Raw genomic sequence first — 18735 nt, forward strand, 5'->3', positions numbered from 1 at the left:
CAGGATGCTGTCAATGGCTCAGCCCAGCGCGTGGTCCAGGTCCGCGATCAGGTCCTCGACGTCCTCCAGGCCGACCGAGATGCGGACGACGCCGTCGGTGAGCCCGATCCCGGCCCGCCCCTCCGCGCCCATGGCCCGGTGCGTGGTGGTGGCCGGGTGCGTGATCAGCGTCTTGGCGTCGCCGAGGTTGTTCGAGATGTCGACCACCCGCAGCCGGTTCAGCACCTCGAAGGCGCGCTTCTTGCCCTCACCGTCGCCGGCGGCGAGCTCGAAGGTGACCACGGTGCCGCCGCCGCTCATCTGCGCGGTGGCGAGATCGTGCTGCGGGTGCGTCTCCAGGAACGGGTAGCGCACCCAGCCGACCGCCGGGTGACCCTCCAGGAAGCGGGCGACCTTGAGCGCCGACTCGGTGGAGTGCTTCACACGCAGCGGCATGGTCTCCAGCCCCTTGAGCAGGGTCCACGCGTTGAACGGGCTGAGCGCGGGGCCGGTGTGCCGCATGAGCGTCTTCACCGGGCCGTCGATGTACTCCCGGTCGCCGAGGATGGCGCCGCCGAGCACCCGGCCCTGGCCGTCGATGTGCTTGGTGCCGGAGTAGACCACCACGTCGGCGCCGAGCTCCAGGCTGCGCTGTAGCAGCGGGGTGGCGAAGACATTGTCCAGCACCACCTTCGCGCCCGCCGCGTGCGCGAGCTCGCTGACCCGCCGCACGTCGACCAGGTTCTGCATGGGGTTGGCCGGGGTCTCGAAGAAGACCGCCTGGGTCGGCACCGAGAGCGCCTGCTCCCACTGGTCCAGATCCTCGCCGTCGACGAAGACCGTCCGCACGCCCCAGCGCGGCAGGATCTCGTTGGCCACCACGAAGCAGGAGCCGAAGAGGCTGCGCGCGGCGACCAACCGGTCGCCCGCCTTCAGCAGCGCGCCGAGCGCGGTGAAGACCGCCGCCATGCCGCTCGCGGTGGCGAAACACGCCTCCGCGCCGTCGATCAGCCGCATCCGCTCCTCGAAGACGGCGACCGTCGGGTTGCCGTAGCGGGAGTAGACGAAGTGCTCGACGTCGCCGGTGAAGGCGGCCTCGGCCGCCTCGGCGCTCTCGTAGACGAAGCCGGAGGTGAGGTAGAGCGCCTCGGAGGTCTCCTCGAACCCCGAGCGGCGCAGCCCGCCGCGCACGCCGAGCGTGGCCGGGCCGACGTTCTCCGGCAGCGGCCGCTCGAAGGAGCCGCCGGTGATCACGACTGCCGCCAGGGCAGGCCGTCGGCGCGCCAGCCCGCGATGCCGCGGCGGCCGTCGCCGTCCAGCGGGCCCTCGAAGCCGTCGATCACGTTGTAGGAGGGGGCGATTCCGGCGCCGGTCGCCAGGCTGGCGGCGTGCGCCGAGCGCTGGCCGGAGCGACACAGGAACACGACCGGGGCCGCCGGATCGCGCCCGGCCAAGGCCTGGTTCAGTTGCTCGAGGAAGGCCGGGTTCGGTGTGCCGGTGCCGTCCACCCACTCGATCAGCGCGGTCGGCCGGTCCACCTCGGTGGTGTCCGGGACCCCGACCCAGCGCCACTCGGCCTCGGTGCGCACGTCGACCAGCACCGCGGACGGATTGTCGCGCAGCAACTCCCACGCCTGCTTCGGGGTGATGTCACCGGCATAACTCATGTCGAACCTCCTGTGATCCACGCTTGCCGCACGGGAACGCCACATACGGCCAGGTCGTCACCCGGAGCACCCCGCCGCGGAGGAGGGTTGCCGACCAGCCGAGCCGGGGCTTGACGCTGGTTCTCATGACCTTGCGATCCGAGATTGCCCCGGGAAAGCGGGTGCTGTCAACACGAGTTCTCCCGCGTCCGGGCGCGTCATCCGCAGACCAGCCAGCGGTCGCCTTCCTTCGCCAGGTTCCAGGTGACGGTGGCCGTGCGGCCGTCCACCCGCGTGGTCACCGTGATCCGGCCGCGCTCGCCGTCGACCACCGGGTTCACCAACTCGGCGACCTCGATATCGGTGCTGGTTTCCGGCCCGCCCAGCTGCTCGGCGAGCGGGGAGGCGGCCTCGTCGAAGCCGGGGCAGGCGGTGCCGGGCGGGGGCACCAGATCGCTGCGGCCGCGGGCGTCGGCGTAGTTGCGCACCGCCGCCGCCAGCTTGTCCGCCTCTGTGACATTTTTCTCAGCGGGCGAGAGCACCCCGGCGATCACGATTCCCACCAGGACCAGCACCACGAGCACCCCCGCCGCCACGAACGGCACGATCGATCGGACTTCCGGCTCGTCGCCACCGGGCTGCTGCTCGCTCATCCCCCGATGATCACCGATGACCTGGGCCGTCGGCGCACCGGCCCCGGCAGGATACGCGCTGCGTACCCGGGTCGCGGGCCGCGCGGAGCAGGGCCGATAGAATGGCTGCTTGCGACTCGTGCCGGAGCCGCCGTCCGTTGCTCCGGGGAGAATGGGAGCGCGGTTCCGGACCGATCTCAGGTTAGCCTGGGCTAAGTAGACGCCAGATGAACGTATCGACCGAAGGTGCGCGTGAACATGACCGAACAGAGTGAGGCGGCCCGGCCGCTCCGCATTGCGATCGTGGGTGCAGGCCCGGCCGGGATCTACGCCGCCGACGCGCTGATGAAGTCCGACACGGACGTCTCCATCGACCTCTACGAGCGGATGCCGGCGCCGTTCGGCCTGATCCGCTACGGCGTCGCGCCGGACCACCCGCGGATCAAGGGCATCATCACCGCGCTGCACAAGGTGCTGGACAAGGAGCAGGTGCGGCTGCTCGGCAACATCGACTACGGCACCGACATCACCCTGGACGATCTGCGCCGCTTCTACGACGCCGTGATCTTCTCCACCGGCGCCAACGCCGACCGCGCGCTCACCATCCCCGGCATCGAGCTGGACGGCTCCTACGGCGCCGCCGACTTCGTCTCCTGGTACGACGGCCACCCGGACGTTCCGCGCAGCTGGCCGCTGGAGGCGGAGAAGGTCGCGGTGCTCGGCGTCGGCAACGTCGCGCTGGACATCGCCCGCGTGCTCGCCAAGACCGGCGACGAGCTGCTGCCGACCGAGATCCCGCCGAACGTCTACGCGGGCCTCAAGCAGAACAAGGCCGTCGAGGTGCACGTCTTCGGCCGCCGCGGCCCCGCGCAGGCCAAGTTCACCCCGCTGGAGCTGCGCGAGCTGGACCATTCGCCGACCATCGAGGTCATCGTCGATCCGCAGGACATCGACTACGACGAGGGCTCCGAGGCCGCGCGCAGGCACTCCAAGCAGGTCGACATGGTCGCCAACACGCTGGAGCAGTGGGCCATCCGCGACCAGGGCGACCGCCCGCACAAGCTCTTCCTGCACTTCTTCGAGGCGCCGACCGAGGTGGTCGGCGACGCCGACGGCAAGGTCGTCGGGCTGCGCACCGAGCGCACCCAGCTGGACGGCACCGGCAACGTCAAGGGCACCGGCGAGTACCGCGACTGGGAGGTGCAGGCCGTGTATCGCGCAGTCGGCTACCTGTCGCAGAACGTCACCCAGCTGCCCTTCGACGACCAGGCCGGCACCGTGCCGAACGAGGCGGGCCGCGTCCTGATCGACGAGAACGCCGACGGCCCGGCCCGCTACCTGCCCGGCACCTACGTGACCGGCTGGATCAAGCGCGGCCCGGTCGGCCTGATCGGCCACACCAAGGGCGACGCCAACGAGACCGTCGCCTGCCTGCTCGACGACAGCAAGAACTTCCCGCGCGCCGAGAACCCCGACCCGGCGGCCGTTGTCGAGTTCCTCGAGGGCAAGGGCGTGCCCTATACCACCTGGCAGGGCTGGTACCGCCTGGACGCGCACGAGCGCTCGCTGGGCGAGCCGGAGGGCCGCGAGCGGGTCAAGGTCGTGGAGCGCGAGGACATGCTGCGCGCCAGCGAGCCGAACAAGGTCTAGCCCGCGGCCGGGCGCGACGCCTGCCGGAACGCAGGAGTCCGGCAGGCGACAGCCGCGCCCACCTCGAGGCATTCTGTACACGTGTTCGATGCCCACGTCCACATCTTCGACCCGCGGTTCCCGCTGGCCGAGAACGAGGGACACCTGCCCTCCTCCTACACCGTCGCCGACTATCGAAAGCGCATGGCGCGCTTCGACATCAGCGGCGGCGCCGTGGTCAGCGGCTCCTTCCAGGGGACCGACCAGAGCTACCTGAAAGCCGCGCTCGCCGAGCTCGGCGCAGGGTGGGTCGGGGTGACCCGGCTGGACCTCGACGCCTCCGACGAGGAGATCCAGCAGCTGAACAAGATCGGCGTGCGCGCGCTGCGCTTCAATCTGAAGCGCGCGGCGGGCGACATCACCCAGCTCACCCAGCAGGCGGTGCGGGCCCACGACATCGCGGGCTGGCACGTCGAGCTGTATATCGACGGTCAGATGCTGGCCTCGCTGCAACCCGTCGTCACCAAGCTGCCCGCGCTCTCCGTCGACCACCTCGGCATGTCCGCCGAAGCCGTGCCGTACCTCCTCGACCTGGTCGACCGCGGCGCCCGCGTGAAGGCCACCGGCTTCGGCCGCGTCCAGATGCGCGTCCCCGACACCCTGCGCCGCATCCACGCCGTCAACCCCAGCGCACTCATGTTCGGCACCGACCTGCCCGGCACCCGCGCGGGCCGCCCCTTCCGCGACTCCGACGTCGACCTGCTCTGCGACGTCGTCGGCACCGACATGCACGCCGTCCTGGAAGACAACGCCCGCGCCTTCTACAAACTCCCCGCCCGCCGCCGCCCCGCCGGCTCCGACCCCCGCCCCGGCCGCTGGCAGCCCGTTCCCGAGGATCCGCCGACCCTCCCCCTGCGCCGCGACCAGCTCCCCCGGCTCGACCCCAACGCCACGCTTCCTCTACCGGTCATCGAGTAGCAGGCTCGGCCCCCCGATGGCCGATCGAGGTAGCTCGCTCAGGCCACGAACGCCCCGATCAGCCACACCCCGGTGGCAAGCAGCGCCCCGAACAGCTCGATCAGAATCGACAGCCCGACGCCCTTCAACGCGTGCCCCGTCGACCTGCGCGCCTGCTGCTCGTCGGGCAGCCGCTGCACCTCCGACAGGTACACCCCCAGCACGAACCCGAGCACCAGCCCGATCACCGGCACCACGAAGAACCCGACGATCCCGAGCACCGCCCCGATCAGCAGCGTCCGGTTCGGCACCCCCGCCGCCTTGATGTTCTTCCCCGGCCACGTGTACTTCACCACGCCCGAGATCACCAGCAGCACAGTCGCTATCGCCAGAACCGTCCACGCCGTCGCCCCTCCGGTGAGGAACGCCCAGACGGCGATCGCTCCGAAGATCAGGATCACACCCGGCATGATCGGCACGATGATGCCGACGAGTCCGACCAGGATCACCAGTCCGACAAGGACCTCGCCCCATACGCTCACGGGGGCATTGTCGCCGATGTCCGGGTCGAGTGCAGCTCCTACCGGAGTATGGTGAGAAGTATGGCGACAAAGAAGATCACGGTCACCATCCCGGAGGAGCTCCTGGACGAGGTCCGCGCGGAGATCGCCGAACGCGGCCTGTCGGCGTACATCACCGAGGCGGTTCGAGCGCAACGGGATCGCGACCTCATCGGCGAGTTGGCGGACTGGCTAGAGCAGGAGCACGGAGCCGTCACCGCCGAGGAGGCCGCGACAGCCGACCGGGAACTCGACGACCTGCACGCCGAGCACATCCGTCGCCGGGCGGCCCAGGGCGGCCAGGGCGCCGCGTGACACCCACCCGCCGACCCCAGCCGATACCGCAGACCTTCGTCCTCGACAGCGAGGCACTGGCGCTGGCCGTCCGCGGCGACCGCACCATGCTGGCCCGCCTGGCCAATGCGCGCGACGGCCACGTCGACGTGATCACCTCCCCGATGACGCTCATCGAGGCGCACGATCCCCGGACCCCCGCTGCGCGATGGAACTGGGTGGTCTCCAGGATGCGGGTCGCCACGATCGGCAAGGACGAGGCGCGGGCGGCCCGCGAACTGCTCACCGCCGCCGGGCTGCACGGGCACAAATACGCGATCGACGCCGTGCTGGCGGTGGTCGCTATGAAACAGCCGGGGTTCGTCACCGTCTTCACCTCCGACGTCGACGATCTGGAGCGACTGCTGCCACCCACCGTGCTGGTCCGGAAGGTCTGATCGCACCACCCGGCAGGGGCGCATAGACCCGCAACCCCTTGTTGTCATACTGTCAATACGAACGGCTGCGACGACGAACCGAGGTAGGGCGTGAGCACAGAAACCACCGGCAAGCAGGGCCCGCTCGCGGGCATCAAGGTGATCGAACTGGCCGGGATCGGCCCCGGCCCGCACGCGGCACTGCTGCTCGCCGACCTCGGCGCCGACGTGGTGCGCGTGCAGCGCCCCCATCAGCTGCCCGGGCACATGGAGCGCCCGCAGTGGCGCGGCCGCACGATCGTGGAGGCCAACCTCAAGGACCCGGCCGACATCGCGAAGGTGCTCGACCTGGTCGAGAAGGCCGACGTGCTGATCGAGGGCTTCCGCCCCGGGGTCACCGAGCGCATGGGCCTCGGCCCGGACGCCGTGCTCGAGCGCAACCCGCGCGTCGTCTACGGCCGGATGACCGGCTGGGGCCAGGACGGCCCGCTCGCGGACCGCGCCGGCCACGACATCAACTACATCTCCATCACCGGCGTGCTGCACGCCATCGGTCGCAAGGGCGAGCGCCCGGTGCCGCCGCTGAATCTGGCGGGCGACTTCGGCGGCGGTTCGATGTACCTGGTCTTCGGCATCCTGGCCGCGCTGGTCGAGCGGCAGACCTCCGGTAAGGGCCAGGTCATCGACGCGGCCATGGTGGACGGCGCGATCTCGCTCTCGCACATGATCTGGGGCATGCGCGGCGTCGGGCTGTGGTCCGAGGAGCGCGGCACCAACCTGCTCGACACCGGCATGGCGTTCTACGACACCTACGAGACCTCCGACGGCAAGTACATGGCCGTCGGCGCGATCGAGCCGCAGTTCTACGCCGAGCTGCTGAAGGGGCTGGAGATCGACCCCGCCGGGCTCCCGCACCAGATCGACCCGAACGGGCAGGACGAGCTCAGGAAGCTTTTCACCGAGAAGTTCAAGTCCAGGACCCGCGACGAGTGGGCCGCGGTCTTCGAGGGCACCGACGCCTGCACCAGCCCGGTGCTCACCTTCACCGAGGCCGAGCAGAACCCGCACCTGGTGGCGCGGAACAGCCTGGTCGACATCGACGGCGTGGTGCAGCACGCGCCCGCGCCGCGATTCTCGCGGACGCCGCCCGAGGTGCCGAGCGCGCCGCCCACCGAGGCGACGCCGATCGACAAGGTCTGGGCGGACTAGGTTTTCCCGGTGGCGCAGAGTTGTCCGCGCCACCGGTTATTGTTCCCGCTGTGGCACAGGCGAATACGTACGCGCTCTACGCATCGGGCAACTTCATTCAGGAGACCGAGCTGGATCGGCTCGGCGAGTGGATCGCGCCGGATGTGCTCAGCGGGAAGCTGATCTTCGAGAACCCGTTCCTGGTGTTCCACGACGATCTCGCGCTCCGGGTCGATGCGAGCCGGAGCTGGTTCGTGGTCGATGGTGAGTACGTGCTCGGGCGTGATCTGAGCGCGCCGGGTTCAGATTGGCGCGTGGGGTACCTGCAACTTCTCTCCGATGGGACCGAAGCGGATGCGCTGCGGTGGATCGAAGGGATCGAGGAGGGGGCCGAGCTCGATCGGCTCGATGATCGGGTCGGGCAGGATGATCCGCTCGGCATGGTGATCGCGGTCTGGGAAGACCCGCACGGCCAGTGGGACCTGGCCTTGGTGAGGCAGTGACCAACTGAGGTCAGAACCTCGCTATTGCTCCGCCCCCGGCAAAATCGCACCGGCGGGGTTGTGCTGTCGGCACAGGCTCAGCCGAACTGATCGAATTCTCCAGCCGCGGCACCCTTCAAGAACGCGCCCCACTCGGCCCGGGAGAACGCCACCACACCGACGTCGCGAGCATTGCTGTTGCGCACGTAGACGGTATCCGCGGTTCCCGCTACCTCGACACAGGTCTCGTTGTCCGTGTAGCTCGATACCCGCCACTCGAGCGTCTCGATGTCATCCACCGCTCCGGTTCTCCCATTCCTTCGCCATTCCGAGCACGAACCTGCGCGACTCCTTCGGGCTGAACGCCACTTTCGCCCCGTGCTCGAACGAGTATGCGAAGTATCCCACCTCCTCGGAGTCGGTGATCCATCGGCCGCCGCCATAACTCTCCAGATGAACGCGTGGCCAGCCCCATGGATGACTCAGGATCGAGAAGCAGTGCAAGCGCCGAGCTTCGTTCTGCCCGGCCTCGAAACCGGTGACCCGGACCGTGACGTCGGGCAGGAGCGGGTCACTCATGCATCAACTACCGCAACGGATTCCGGCTGTCCACGTGTACTCGAAGAGCGAGGTTGAACGGCCGCCTCTCGATCTGCTTGTTCGCACCGCTGCCGCCCTCGCCAAGTGGGCCGCTACACCCGGTGGTGTGCATGGCCGCCGGTGATCAGCATCGGTACGACTGCGATCAGGATCCGGTTCAGCTCAGTGAGCACACAGCATTGTCGATCCTGCGTCTGCACGACCACGAGCCCACCTGCGGTCTACAGCTCGCAGCACTCGCGTTCCTGTCCAATCCACAAGCATTCGAATACGAGTGACCGTGTGTGCCCTCATTGCGCTTGTGCTCGGACTCCTGGTCTTCATTCTTGTCGTCCTGAGGCCCTGGTGGACGGACAGGTAGTCCCCGAACCATCAATACGTCAGCGGCTGTAGGGGATCAGCCGCGCGGGGGGTGAGCGCTTCGTAGGCGCTGGCGATGGACTTCACCGCCAGCCGCAGATCCACCTCCTGATGGGTATAAGGCAACCGCAGGAAACGCTCGAACGCGCCCTGTACACCGAACCTCGGACCAGCCGTGAGCAGCACGCCGTGGTTGGGCGCGGTCGCCGCCAGTGCCGTGGAGACGGGCGCGGGGAGCTGGGCCCAAACGGACATGCCGCCCGTGCTCGGCGCCACCTTCCAGTCCGGAAGCTCCTCGGCGATCGCCTCCAGCAGCGCTGTCCGCTGCGCGCGAAGATGGCTTCGACGGCGGTCGAGCAGCACGTCGGAGATCCCGAGCAGGTGTACCAGGGCGAGCTGGTCCATGACGGGGGTGCCGAGGTCGACGGTGGAGCGGATGCCGAGCAGCTTGGTGATGAGCGCCTGATTGGTGCGGATCCAGCCGACGCGCAGCCCGCCCCAGAACGATTTCGAGGCCGAGCCGATCGTGACGATCTCCGCGCCCTTCGCGAAAGCCGCTGCGGGGGGCGGTGATTGGGAGCCACTGAGGTCGAGCTCGCCCATGGACTCGTCGACGACAACGGTCATGCGGGTTTCGCGGGCGATGGCGGCGAGTTCGGCGCGGTCCTCGGCGTCCATGCGGAGCCCGGTGGGGTTGTTGAAGTCGGGGACCAGGTAGGCGAGGGTGGCGGCTGTTTGCCTGGCGGCGCTGCGGATGCCGTCCAGGTCCCAGGCCTTGCCCGGCTCATCGGGGCGCAGCGGGACGGGGACCGGGCGGGCGCCGACGTCGCGGATGGCCTCGATGCCGTTGGGGTAGGTGGGGTGGTCGATGAGGACGCGCGCCGCCGGTGAGGTGAGGACGTTGAGCAGCAGGCGGAGGCCGTGCTGGGCGCCGAGGGTGACCAGGATCTGGTCCGGGCCGGTGGGGAGGCCGCGTTCGGTGTAGCGGCGGGCGATGGCCTCGCGGAGGGCGAGCACGCCGACGGGGTCCATGCCGTGGGTGCCGAGGAAGGACGGGATGCCGTCCAGGGCGGCGGCGTAGGCCTCGCGCATCTCCGGAGGGGCGGTCATGGCGGCGTAGGTGAGGTCGATGGTGGGCTGCTCGGGCTGGGTCATCATGGCGAGGATGCTGCGGGAGGGTTTGCTGCCGTCGTGCTGGACGGCGGCGGGCAGCGCGACGGTGCTGCGCGAACCCTGCCTGCTGATCAGGTAGCCGTGCTCGCGGAGCAGCGCGTACGTGGAGGTGATCGTGGTGCGGCTGACGCCGAGCGTGGTCGCCAGGTCGCGTTCGCTGGGCAGCGCGACGCCGAGCGGGGCGCGGCCGTCGTGGATGAGCAACCGGATGCCCTCGGCCAGGGCCAGGTAGGCGGGGCGGGAGCCGCGCTTGCCCTCGGCCTCGTCGCCCGCGCTGCGCCAGTTGCCCAGGTCGCGGGTGAGGCTGGTCGCACCGATCACTCTTGTCGCCATAAAGTCCAGTATTCGGCAAGTGGCTATGTATCGGCAAGTCCAGTTGGCGGATTCTCATTCCTATGACCGCACTGATCACCCTCTTCGCCCTGACCACCTTCGGCCTGCTGGCCTACTACTACGCGCCCCGGGACGGCGAACCGCCCTGGTATCCGGAGCGATTCCGCTCGTTCCCGAGCAACGATCCGGGCCCGTCCTCCTACGACATGCATCGGCAGATCGCGGATTTGGACGCGTTGCGCGCCAGGGAGGAGAAGTACCAGGCCAGTTCGACGGAGACACCGGACAGCGGAACCGAAAGGTCCACTCACCGAGAAGTGGCCTGATTTCCGCCGGGCCGGTCCGCGCCGAATGTGTCGGTGCGTACCGGCAGACTGAGGGCATGGCGACCGTCGTCTTCGATACGGAACTGGGTGCGTGCGCGCTCAGCTGGGTTGGCGACGCGGTGACCGGGTTCGCGCTGCCGGAGTCCGATCCGGAGCAGTTGCGGGCCCGGTTCGCCGAGCGCGACGGCACTCCCCCGGTGACCGAGGCCCCGGCCGGAGCGATCGCGGCCGCGGTCACCGCGATCCGTGCCCACCTCGCCGGGGAGCTGGACGATCTGCGCTGGATCGCGCTGGATCTGTCCGGGGTTCCGCAGTTTCATCGGGAGATCTATCGGATCATCCGGGAGGTGGGGCCGGGGCGGACCATCGGGTACGGGGAGGTTGCCGCTTTGGCCGGGGCGCCGCGGAGCGCGCAGGCTGTCGGGCGGGCGATGGGGCGGAATCCGATTCCGCTGATCATTCCGTGCCATCGGGTGCTGGCTGCCGACCATGCGCTGCATGGGTTTTCGGCGCCGGGTGGGATCGATACCAAGCAGCGGATGCTCGCGATCGAGCGGACGTCGGGGTTCGGGGAGCCGACGCTGTTCTAGATGATCGGTATATCGATCAAGGCAGCGGGTGCTCCCGGTAGAAGAGGCAGGGGTCGCCGGTGAGGGTGCCGTCCTGGCAGGCGAAGTAGGTCTGCAGGCAGGCGTTCGTGGTGCAGCCGAGCTGGAGTAGCTGCTCGCGGATGCGGAGGTTGCGGTCCTGCGTCGATTCGGTCGGGGCCGGGGATTCGGATGTCACCGTGACGGCGCCTTCCTGAGCCCCGCAGCCGAGCAGAAGTACCGCGGAAACCAGCAGCGGAGGCGCCCACCGGGCGACCGCTCGCCGTGCTGTGTCCATAACTCTCCCTCCCGCGCGGGCACACAGCGTAGCGCCGGGAGGCAGGGCGGTCACCTCGATCGGTGATGCCCCCCTTCCTCGAGCCTGCGCGGTTCGTCGATCGCCTCGCTCTGGCGTTTCAGCTGCTCCCGCCGTTCGGCCGACACGTCATAGCCGAGCGGTCGGGCCTCGGGCAGCGGAGTCCGAGCGGGCTGGATCAGCCCAGAACGTCGTGCCGGACGATCGTCTGATCCCGCCCCGGCCCGACCCCGATGCACGAGATCCGCGCCCCGGACAGCTCCTCCAACCGCAGCACATACGCCTGCGCGTTGACGGGCAGCTCCTCGAACGTCCGAGCGTGCGAGATGTCCTCCCACCACCCGGGCATCTCCTCGTAGATCGGCACGGCGTGGTGGAACCCGGTCTGCGTGGTCGGCATCTGCTCGACCCGCTCACCGTCCACCTCGTAGGCGACGCAGATGGGGACGCGCTCCAGGCTGGAGAGGACGTCGAGCTTGGTGAGGAAGTAGTCGGTGATGCCGTTGACGCGGGTGGCGTAGCGGGCGATCACGGCGTCGAACCAACCGCAGCGGCGGGCGCGGCCGGTGGTGACGCCGACCTCGCCGCCCTGCTTGGCGAGGAACTCGCCGTACTGGTCGAAGAGCTCGGTCGGGAAGGGGCCGGAGCCGACGCGGGTGGTGTAGCACTTGAGGATGCCGAGCACCGTATCGATCTTGTTCGGCCCGATCCCCGCGCCGACGGCGGCGCCGCCCGCGGTGGGGTTGGACGAGGTCACGTAGGGGTAGGTGCCGTGGTCGACGTCGAGCAGGGTGCCCTGCGAACCCTCCAGCAGCACGGTCTCGCCGCGCTCGAGCGCCTCGTTCAGCTGCAGCCTGGTGTCGGCGATGCGGTGCGTGAAGCCTGCGGCCTGGGCGAGCACCTCGTCCACCACCTGCTGCGGGTCGAGCGCGCGGCGGTTGTAGATCTTGACCAGCACCTGGTTCTTGAATTCCAGTGCGGCCTCGACCTTCTGGGTGAGGATCTTCTCGTCGAGCACGTCGGCCACCCGGACGCCGACGCGGGCGACCTTGTCCTGATAGCAGGGGCCGATACCGCGGCCGGTGGTACCGATCTTCTTGTTGCCGAGGAAGCGTTCGGTCACTTTGTCGATGGCGACGTGGTACGGCATGATCAGGTGCGCGTCGGCCGAGAGCAGCAGCCCGGAGGTATCGACGTCGCGCTGTTCCAGTCCGGCCAGCTCGTCGAGGAGCACACCGGGATCGACCACGACCCCGTTGCCGATCACGTTGGTGACGCCGGGGGTCAGGATGCCGGACGGAATGAGGTGCAGCGCGAACTTGTCACCGTTGGGAAGTACCACGGTGTGGCCGGCATTGTTGCCGCCCTGGTACCGGACCACCCACTGCAACCGCTCACCGAGCAGATCGGTCGCCTTGCCCTTGCCCTCGTCGCCCCACTGGGCGCCGATCAGGACGATTGCCGGCATGGTGCTGACTCCTACGGTTCGAGGCGCAGCACCCTCTGTGCTGCAGCTACCTGCCGTACTGGGGCGGTGGCCGGGAGGACAGTCTAGCCGACCGGCCGCGCACGGCCGGGAACCGCTGTTCTCCACGCTGTGCCGCGCGCGGCTAAGCTCGCACGGTGCGGACCGGCGAGCGGCCGGTCGCGGCGGGCGGAGCGCGGCGGTCGTTCGGACCGAGGAAGGTATACGGCCACGGTGAGTACTCACGTTCTCCGTTGCGCGGACGCGCCCGTCCCGATCGCGCTCGCCTCGCAGCCGACCACGCAGACCGATCCGGTTCCGGCGAAATCGGTGGTGGACGAACTGCTTCCGGTGCTCGCCACGGACAGCAAGCCCCGCCTGATCGTGCTCGGCGCCGACGCGGCGCTGGCCGCCGTCCTCACACACCTCATGCGGACCGAGCGGTTGCACGTCGAGATCGGCTACGTGCCGGTGGAGAAGACCTACGGCTCCCGCGCCTACCAGACCGGCACCGGCAACGCCGCGGCCAAGCGTGCCCTGGAAGGCAAGGCCGCCGAGACCCCGCTGATCCGGGACGACACCGGCACCGTGCTGGTCGGGCGCGCCACGCTCACCGGCCCGGACGGCGGTGCGCTGGAGGGCGAGGTCTACGTGGACGAGGAGCGGCTGTTCACCGGAGCGGTCCCGGCGCTGCTGGTCTCGCCCTCGATCGAGGAGCCGGGGGTGCGTGCCTGCGTGCGGCGCCGGTTCCGCAGGCGGCGCTGGCTGGAGGGGAGGGCCGCGCAGCTCGGCACGCCGGGCGCGGTGGTGACCAGGGACGGCATCCCGAACGACCGGGTGGTCAAGCGCGCCAGCTTCTACCGGCACCACGAGCCCTGGCTGCTGGTGCGATGAGCCTGCCGACCGCGCGGCGCGCGGTGCGCCCGAGCCCGATCTTCCTGCTCGTCCTCGCGGTCACGATCGGCGGCGGGGTGCTGGCCTGGACCGCCGAATTGGACTCGGTGCAGGCGAAGGCCGGCGTCTTCACGCTGGTGGTGGCGGGGTGGGTGGTGACGCTGTGCGTGCACGAGTTCGCGCACGCCTACGCCGCGTGGCGGGCGGGCGACCGGGAGGTGGAGATCCGCGGCTACCTGACGCTGAACCCACTCAAGTACAGCCACCCGCTGCTCTCCATCGGGCTGCCGATCGTCTTCATCGCGCTCGGCGGGATCGGGCTGCCCGGCGGGGCGGTGTACGTGCGGACCGACTTCGCGTCCAAGCATGTGCAGCGGCTGATCTCGGCGGCCGGGCCGCTGGTCAACCTGGTGTTCGCGGTGTTGCTGCTGGCGATCGTCCGGGTGTTCGGCAGTTCGAGCGAGCACGCGGCGTTCTGGTTCGGGTTGAGTTTCCTGGCGTTTCTCCAGGTCACCGCCACGCTGCTGAACAGCCTGCCGATTCCGGGGCTGGACGGGTACGGGGTGCTCAAGCCATCGCTCAGCTATCGGACGAGGCGCGGGCTGGAGCAGTTCGAACCGTTCGGCATGCTGCTGGTCTTCGCGCTGCTCTTCACGCCCGCGATCAACGCGGTCTTCTTCGACGTCGTCTACTGGCTCTTCGAGCTGTCCGGCGTGCCGGACGTCTGGTCCCGCTACGGCGGCTACCTCACCCGGTTCTGGACCTGAGGGTGGGTCGCCCGGCTCACCGGGGAGGAGCCGGGCGACCGCATTCGGCCGACGGGATCCCACCGAGGTGGGAGCGCGGCCCCGCCGACCGAAGTATCGGGCCGCGCACCCCTCGTGGCTCGGCCCGACCAGAACGTTAGGGTTCCGGCGCCGCCGGGACGCGAGTAGCGGACTACTCGACTACTCCGCCGGGCGCACGTAGGGGTTCTCCACCGTCGGCGGCAGCAGCGCCATGGCCGAGATCCGCTTCATCCCGCAGACCTGCATGAGATCCACCACGGCCGACCTGAGCTGCGCGAACACCACGTGCGCCGACAGCCCGGCGCCCGCGACCAGTTCCGGGCGGGCGGCCCTGGCGATACTGCGCAGCACCCGGGCGGCCTCGGCCTGGTCGGGCTGCTCACCCGGGTCGGCGAGCATCATCGCGCGCATGACCTCGACGGCGTGGCCGAGCTGCTCGATCGCGTCGATCAGCCGCTGGTCCAGGATCTCGTCGTCGCGGATCAGGGTGAGCGAGCGGCGCAGCAGGACGCGGACATTGCGGACCGCGTTGTCCAGCGGGTCGGCCGTGGCGTCGACGCGCTCCAGGCGGGTGCGGGAGTTCCAGTAGAGCGGGGAGATGCGGCTGATCTCGCGGCCGCCCTCCAGGGTGGAGCGCAGCGCGTCGATCTGCGGCTGGGTGGCGCGCATCGAGGTGAGCGCCGTGCTCACCTTGTCCGGGTCCTGCTCCAGCAGCCCCTCGGCGCCGCGCAGCAGCGCGTCCCGCATGACGGCGAGTACCTCGGCGGCGTGGTTGCGCGCCCGGCGCACCGGATGCAGCGGGATCGCCGCGACCACGACCACCCCGACCAACCCGCCGACCAGGGCGTCGATCATCCGGGAGAGGTCGCCGCCGGAGGCGGGCGGCAGCAGCGTCGCCACCAGCACGGCCGAGCCCGCGGCCTGGATCGAGATGATCGAGCCGCCGTCCAGGAAGATCGCCAGCGCCATCGCGACCGCGACCACCAGCGCGATCTGCCAGACTCCGGTCCCGACCCGGGAGATGAAGACGTCGCCGATGCCGATGCCGACCGCGACGCCGACCACCAGCTCGACCGAGCGGCGCACCCGCGCGCCGAACGAGATGCCGATCGAGACCACCGCCGCCGTCGGCGCGAAGAACGGCTGCGGGTGGCCGATCACGGTGTGCGCGATGAACCAGGCCAGCGCGGCGCCGACCGAGCACTGCAGGATCGGCAGCGCCGAGGTGCGCAGCCGCAGGGCGGAGCGGCGGAAGCGGTCGGCACCGCTCTGCCCCGCCGCCCTGACCCGATCACGCGTCGCCGCCAACTCCGGGTCAGTCCAGGCCGAGCTCGGCCGCCGCCCGCGGATCGCAGTCCTCGAGCAGGTCGAGGCAGCGCGCGTACTCGTCGCTCTCGCCGACCGCCCGTGCGGCCTTGGCCAGCGCGCCGACGCTGCGCAGGAAGCCGCGGTTCGGCTCGTGGCTCCACGGGACCGGGCCGAAGCCCTTCCAGCCGTTGCGGCGCAGCAGGTCGAGGCCGCGGTGATAGCCGGTGCGGGCGAAGGCGTAGGCGGCGACCACGTCGTGGTTCACCTCGCCGTCGCCCGCCCGGTCCAGCGCCGCCTCGGCCAGGTGCGCCCAGGCGATGGAGGCCGACGGGTGCGCGGCCGCGACGACGACCGGATCGGCGCCGCCGTCCAGCGCGTCCTCCGCGTCGTGGAGTTCCGGAAGCAGGACGGGCTGCGGGCCGAGCAGATCACCGAACGAGGTCATGGGGATCATTGTGCACCGCTCCTGGAAATGCTCGATAGGCTGGCGCGCAACTCACAAGACCCGGCCTGGAACGAGGGGTAGTAGGTGTCCCACCCGAACGACGAGACGAACTCGGTATCCGGAGATTCCGCGCCTACGGAGGCTATTGCTGCTCAGGGGGGTGATGCGGTCACCGAGAAGGTGGAATTGCAGGGTTCTGCTGCGGGGCAGGGAGATTCGGGTGCCCCGCGGGGGCAGGGTGTTCGGCCGGGGCAGGTGGACGCGGCGCGGAGCGGGCAGGAAGTGGGTGGTGCTGGAGCTGCCTCGGCGGTTCGGAAGCCGGGGGCGGCGGGGGGAACCTCGCCTGAGCGGGCGCAAGGTGCATCCGCCGATGCAGCGCAGGCGGTGAGCGGTGGGGCCGCTGCCGGTGGGGCGCCTGGTGGGCAGGTTGCCGGTGGCAGTGCGCCGCAGGCGGCGGCTCCGGCGCCCGGTGCCGGCGCGGCGTCGCAGGGGGCAGAAGCCCCTCCACAGGCGCCGGGTGGCGCTGGTGCGCCGCAGACGGACGGCGGTGTCCAAGCCCCCGCTGAGCCCGAGTCGCCGCAGAAGGGCAGCGCTGGCGCGTCCGGCACCGACAAGCAGCCGCAGGAAACCGCGGGAGTCCGGTCGCCGCAGGGACCTGGCGAGGAGAAGGCTCGGCAAGCACCCGCAGGGGGCGAACCTTCCCTAGCACCGGGCGGGGCTGGCTCGCCGCAGGGGACTGGCGGGAACAAGCCGCCGCAAGCACCTGCTGCAGCCGAACCGACCCCGGGCCCGGGTGAGCCCGGCCCCGGCGGGAGCAGGCCTCCGCAGGCACCCGCAGCAGCCCGGCCGCCACAAGGTCCGGGCGGGCCCGGCCCAGCCCAGGTGCCCGGCGGAACTGGCTCGTCGCAGGCACCCGCGGGCGCCAAGCCGCCACAAGGCCCCGGCGGGGCCGGATCGCCGCGAGCACCCGGCGGGAACAAGCCGCCACAGGCAGCACCTGCGGGTCCCCAGCCACCGCAGGGCTCGGGTGGGCCCGCCGAGGCGCCGCAGGCAGCCAGACCGCCACAGGGCCCTGCCGGGCCCGGCTCGCCTCAGGGACTCGGCGGCGCCGAGCCGCCACAGGCACCCGGCGGGAACCCCCCTGCACAAGCGCCGGGTGGGACTCCCCCACGGTCCGGTGGCGCCACCCCTGCGCAGGCACCCGGCGGCACCCCGCCACGAGCATCGGGCGCGACACCGCCCCAGGCACCCGGCGGGACCAAGCCGCAAGCCCCGGGCGCGACCCCTCCGCAGGCATCCGGCGGAGCTGAGCCACCGGCCCCCGGCGCGATCACTCCGCAGGCACCCGGCGGGACCAAGCCACAGGCCCCCGGCGCGACCCCTCCGAAAGCGGGAAGCGCGTCGCAGCAGGTGCCCCCTGCCGAGAACCGTTCGGGCGGGCAAGCGGACGAGACCGAGAAGATCGCTCGTCCGGCGGCGGACAACTCGGGGGACGAGACCGTCGCGATGCGCGTCGTCCCGGCTCCGGGCGACGCCGACGCGCCGACCCAGGCGTTCTCCGTGCAGCAGCAGGGCGACCCCGACGGGGTGACGCAGCGGATCCAGCGCACCGACCGGGTGCCCGGCGCGAGCCCGCTGAGCAAGCCGCCGACCACCCCGCGCCCGGCCCCCGGCCCGAAGCAGGCGGGGGCGCAGCGACCGACCGGCCCGGACCAGGTCGAGGAGACCCGCCCGTCGGGCCAGGGCCAGGGCCCCGGCCCGCAGCGCCCGGCCGAACCGCGCCAGGTGTCATCCGCCCCCTCCCCCGCCGACATCCAGCCGACCCGCCCGGCCCAGCAGCAACAGCGCCCGATCGCGCCACCGCAGCGAATCGAACCGCAGCCACAGCAGCAACCGGCCGAACAGGGCGGGGGCCGGAAGAAGCTGCTGTTGATCGGCGGCGCGGTGATCGTCGCGATCGTGGCACTGGTCGCGATCATCGCCGCGCTGGCCGGCGGCGGCACGGACTCCCCGGAGACCCAGGTGCGGGCCGCGATCTCCCAGTACACCTCGGCGCTGGACCAGGGCGACCTGGCGGGGCTGCGCGCGTCCACCTGCGGCGCCCTGCACGACTACTACCAGGGCATCTCGGAGCAGGATTTCGCCGGCGTGCACCAGGTCTCCCAGCAGTCGGGCAGCATCCCGGTGGTGGAGAAGGTGGACGCGGTGCGGGTCACCGACGCCACCGCGCTGGCCCAGGCGACCGTGTTCATCCCCTCCGACCCGAACAGCAAGACCGAGCGCACCTTCGACCTGCAGCGCACCGACGCGGGCTGGAAGGTCTGCGAGCCGCCCACCGGCACACCCTGAACCCCGAG

The 18735-nt window shown here is 70.6% G+C and carries 23 protein-coding genes and 1 riboswitch; of the genes, 12 read left to right on the forward strand and 11 right to left on the reverse strand.

The genetic code is table 11. The features are described from left to right. Positions 1-18: 18 nt before the first annotated feature. The 3 genes from ACFO0B_RS15470 to ACFO0B_RS15480 form a co-directional block, all read right to left on the reverse strand. Positions 19-1233, reverse strand: a complete 1215-nt coding sequence (locus tag ACFO0B_RS15470; RefSeq protein ID WP_378613133.1) for an O-succinylhomoserine sulfhydrylase — start codon at positions 1231-1233, stop codon at positions 19-21. Continuing rightward, positions 1230-1646, reverse strand: a complete 417-nt coding sequence (locus tag ACFO0B_RS15475) for a rhodanese-like domain-containing protein (protein WP_378613134.1) — start codon at positions 1644-1646, stop codon at positions 1230-1232. The genes ACFO0B_RS15470 and ACFO0B_RS15475 overlap by 4 nt, the downstream gene beginning before the upstream one ends. Before the next feature lie 14 nt (positions 1647-1660). Then, positions 1661-1777: riboswitch (SAM riboswitch) on the reverse strand. 66 nt (positions 1778-1843) lie between these two features. Next, the gene (locus ACFO0B_RS15480; RefSeq protein ID WP_378613135.1) at positions 1844-2278 is read right to left on the reverse strand and encodes an Rv0361 family membrane protein; all 435 of its coding nucleotides are present in this window, start codon (positions 2276-2278) and stop codon (positions 1844-1846) included. A 237-nt stretch (positions 2279-2515) separates the two neighbouring features. On the opposite strand from ACFO0B_RS15480, the gene ACFO0B_RS15485 reads away from it, so the two are divergent. Together ACFO0B_RS15485 and ACFO0B_RS15490 are read left to right on the forward strand one after the other, a co-directional pair. Continuing rightward, a complete protein-coding gene (locus ACFO0B_RS15485) occupies positions 2516-3907 on the forward strand; it encodes an FAD-dependent oxidoreductase (protein WP_378613136.1) in 1392 nt (463 codons plus the stop codon). A gap of 81 nt (positions 3908-3988) precedes the next feature. Next, the gene (locus ACFO0B_RS15490; RefSeq protein WP_378613137.1) at positions 3989-4864 is read left to right on the forward strand and encodes an amidohydrolase family protein; all 876 of its coding nucleotides are present in this window, start codon (positions 3989-3991) and stop codon (positions 4862-4864) included. 38 nt (positions 4865-4902) lie between these two features. Here the strand turns inward: ACFO0B_RS15490 and ACFO0B_RS15495 are convergent, their stop codons facing one another. Then, positions 4903-5385 carry a DUF456 domain-containing protein gene (locus tag ACFO0B_RS15495; RefSeq protein ID WP_378613138.1) on the reverse strand — a complete coding sequence of 161 codons (483 nt, stop codon included), beginning with the start codon at positions 5383-5385 and terminating at the stop codon, positions 4903-4905. Between the two features lie 60 nt (positions 5386-5445). On the opposite strand from ACFO0B_RS15495, the gene ACFO0B_RS15500 reads away from it, so the two are divergent. From ACFO0B_RS15500 to ACFO0B_RS15515, 4 genes are all read left to right on the forward strand, one after another. Further along, positions 5446-5718 carry a hypothetical protein gene (locus tag ACFO0B_RS15500; protein ID WP_378613140.1) on the forward strand — a complete coding sequence of 91 codons (273 nt, stop codon included), beginning with the start codon at positions 5446-5448 and terminating at the stop codon, positions 5716-5718. Further along, positions 5715-6134, forward strand: a complete 420-nt coding sequence (locus ACFO0B_RS15505) for a DNA-binding protein (protein ID WP_378613141.1) — start codon at positions 5715-5717, stop codon at positions 6132-6134. The genes ACFO0B_RS15500 and ACFO0B_RS15505 overlap by 4 nt, the downstream gene beginning before the upstream one ends. Before the next feature lie 90 nt (positions 6135-6224). Beyond that, the gene (locus ACFO0B_RS15510) at positions 6225-7322 is read left to right on the forward strand and encodes a CaiB/BaiF CoA transferase family protein (RefSeq protein ID WP_378613143.1); all 1098 of its coding nucleotides are present in this window, start codon (positions 6225-6227) and stop codon (positions 7320-7322) included. 20 nt (positions 7323-7342) lie between these two features. Next, a complete protein-coding gene (locus ACFO0B_RS15515) occupies positions 7343-7804 on the forward strand; it encodes a hypothetical protein (RefSeq protein ID WP_378613144.1) in 462 nt (153 codons plus the stop codon). Between the two features lie 77 nt (positions 7805-7881). On the opposite strand, the gene ACFO0B_RS15520 is transcribed toward ACFO0B_RS15515, so the two are convergent. After that, complete coding sequence (locus tag ACFO0B_RS15520; protein ID WP_378613145.1) at positions 7882-8082, reverse strand: DUF397 domain-containing protein; 201 nt, start codon at positions 8080-8082, stop codon at positions 7882-7884. After that, positions 8075-8362 (reverse strand): Scr1 family TA system antitoxin-like transcriptional regulator, encoded by a 288-nt coding sequence (locus tag ACFO0B_RS15525; RefSeq protein ID WP_378613146.1) that lies wholly within the window; start codon positions 8360-8362, stop codon positions 8075-8077. The genes ACFO0B_RS15520 and ACFO0B_RS15525 overlap by 8 nt, the downstream gene beginning before the upstream one ends. 131 nt (positions 8363-8493) lie before the next feature. Here ACFO0B_RS15525 and ACFO0B_RS15530 point away from each other — a divergent pair, with 131 nt between their 5' ends. Further along, a complete protein-coding gene (locus tag ACFO0B_RS15530) occupies positions 8494-8661 on the forward strand; it encodes a hypothetical protein (RefSeq protein WP_378613147.1) in 168 nt (55 codons plus the stop codon). Positions 8662-8755: 94 nt separating this feature from the next. Here ACFO0B_RS15530 and yczR read toward each other — a convergent pair whose 3' ends face one another. Further along, positions 8756-10249 (reverse strand): MocR-like transcription factor YczR, encoded by a 1494-nt coding sequence (yczR, locus tag ACFO0B_RS15535; protein WP_378613148.1) that lies wholly within the window; start codon positions 10247-10249, stop codon positions 8756-8758. Positions 10250-10311: 62 nt separating this feature from the next. Here yczR and ACFO0B_RS15540 point away from each other — a divergent pair, with 62 nt between their 5' ends. Both ACFO0B_RS15540 and ACFO0B_RS15545 read left to right on the forward strand, forming a co-directional pair. Further along, positions 10312-10575: a hypothetical protein gene (locus ACFO0B_RS15540; RefSeq protein WP_378613149.1), complete on the forward strand. Its 264-nt coding sequence runs from the start codon at positions 10312-10314 to the stop codon at positions 10573-10575. A gap of 56 nt (positions 10576-10631) precedes the next feature. Next, on the forward strand, positions 10632-11165 hold the full coding sequence (locus tag ACFO0B_RS15545; protein ID WP_378613150.1) for a methylated-DNA--[protein]-cysteine S-methyltransferase: 534 nt from the start codon (positions 10632-10634) through the stop codon (positions 11163-11165). Positions 11166-11181: 16 nt separating this feature from the next. On the opposite strand, the gene ACFO0B_RS15550 is transcribed toward ACFO0B_RS15545, so the two are convergent. Both ACFO0B_RS15550 and ACFO0B_RS15555 read right to left on the reverse strand, forming a co-directional pair. Beyond that, on the reverse strand, positions 11182-11361 hold the full coding sequence (locus ACFO0B_RS15550; RefSeq protein WP_378613151.1) for a hypothetical protein: 180 nt from the start codon (positions 11359-11361) through the stop codon (positions 11182-11184). A gap of 295 nt (positions 11362-11656) precedes the next feature. Continuing rightward, a complete protein-coding gene (locus ACFO0B_RS15555; RefSeq protein WP_378613152.1) occupies positions 11657-12946 on the reverse strand; it encodes an adenylosuccinate synthase in 1290 nt (429 codons plus the stop codon). A 231-nt stretch (positions 12947-13177) separates the two neighbouring features. Between ACFO0B_RS15555 and ACFO0B_RS15560 the strand changes: the two genes are divergently transcribed. After that, complete coding sequence (locus ACFO0B_RS15560) at positions 13178-13837, forward strand: hypothetical protein (RefSeq protein WP_378613153.1); 660 nt, start codon at positions 13178-13180, stop codon at positions 13835-13837. Further along, positions 13834-14604, forward strand: coding sequence for a site-2 protease family protein (locus ACFO0B_RS15565; protein WP_378613154.1), 771 nt, complete (start codon positions 13834-13836; stop codon positions 14602-14604). Before ACFO0B_RS15560 ends, ACFO0B_RS15565 begins: the two co-directional genes overlap by 4 nt. Positions 14605-14784: 180 nt before the next feature. Here the strand turns inward: ACFO0B_RS15565 and ACFO0B_RS15570 are convergent, their stop codons facing one another. Together ACFO0B_RS15570 and ACFO0B_RS15575 are read right to left on the reverse strand one after the other, a co-directional pair. Continuing rightward, positions 14785-15933: an FUSC family protein gene (locus ACFO0B_RS15570; RefSeq protein ID WP_378613155.1), complete on the reverse strand. Its 1149-nt coding sequence runs from the start codon at positions 15931-15933 to the stop codon at positions 14785-14787. 7 nt (positions 15934-15940) lie between these two features. Further along, positions 15941-16378: a DUF3151 domain-containing protein gene (locus tag ACFO0B_RS15575; RefSeq protein WP_378613156.1), complete on the reverse strand. Its 438-nt coding sequence runs from the start codon at positions 16376-16378 to the stop codon at positions 15941-15943. Positions 16379-17884: 1506 nt separating this feature from the next. On the opposite strand from ACFO0B_RS15575, the gene ACFO0B_RS15580 reads away from it, so the two are divergent. Further along, positions 17885-18727 carry an Rv0361 family membrane protein gene (locus ACFO0B_RS15580; protein WP_378613158.1) on the forward strand — a complete coding sequence of 281 codons (843 nt, stop codon included), beginning with the start codon at positions 17885-17887 and terminating at the stop codon, positions 18725-18727. Positions 18728-18735: the final 8 nt, after the last annotated feature.

Source organism: Nocardia jiangsuensis (assembly GCF_042650385.1).
Lineage (GTDB): Bacteria > Actinomycetota > Actinomycetes > Mycobacteriales > Mycobacteriaceae > Nocardia > Nocardia jiangsuensis.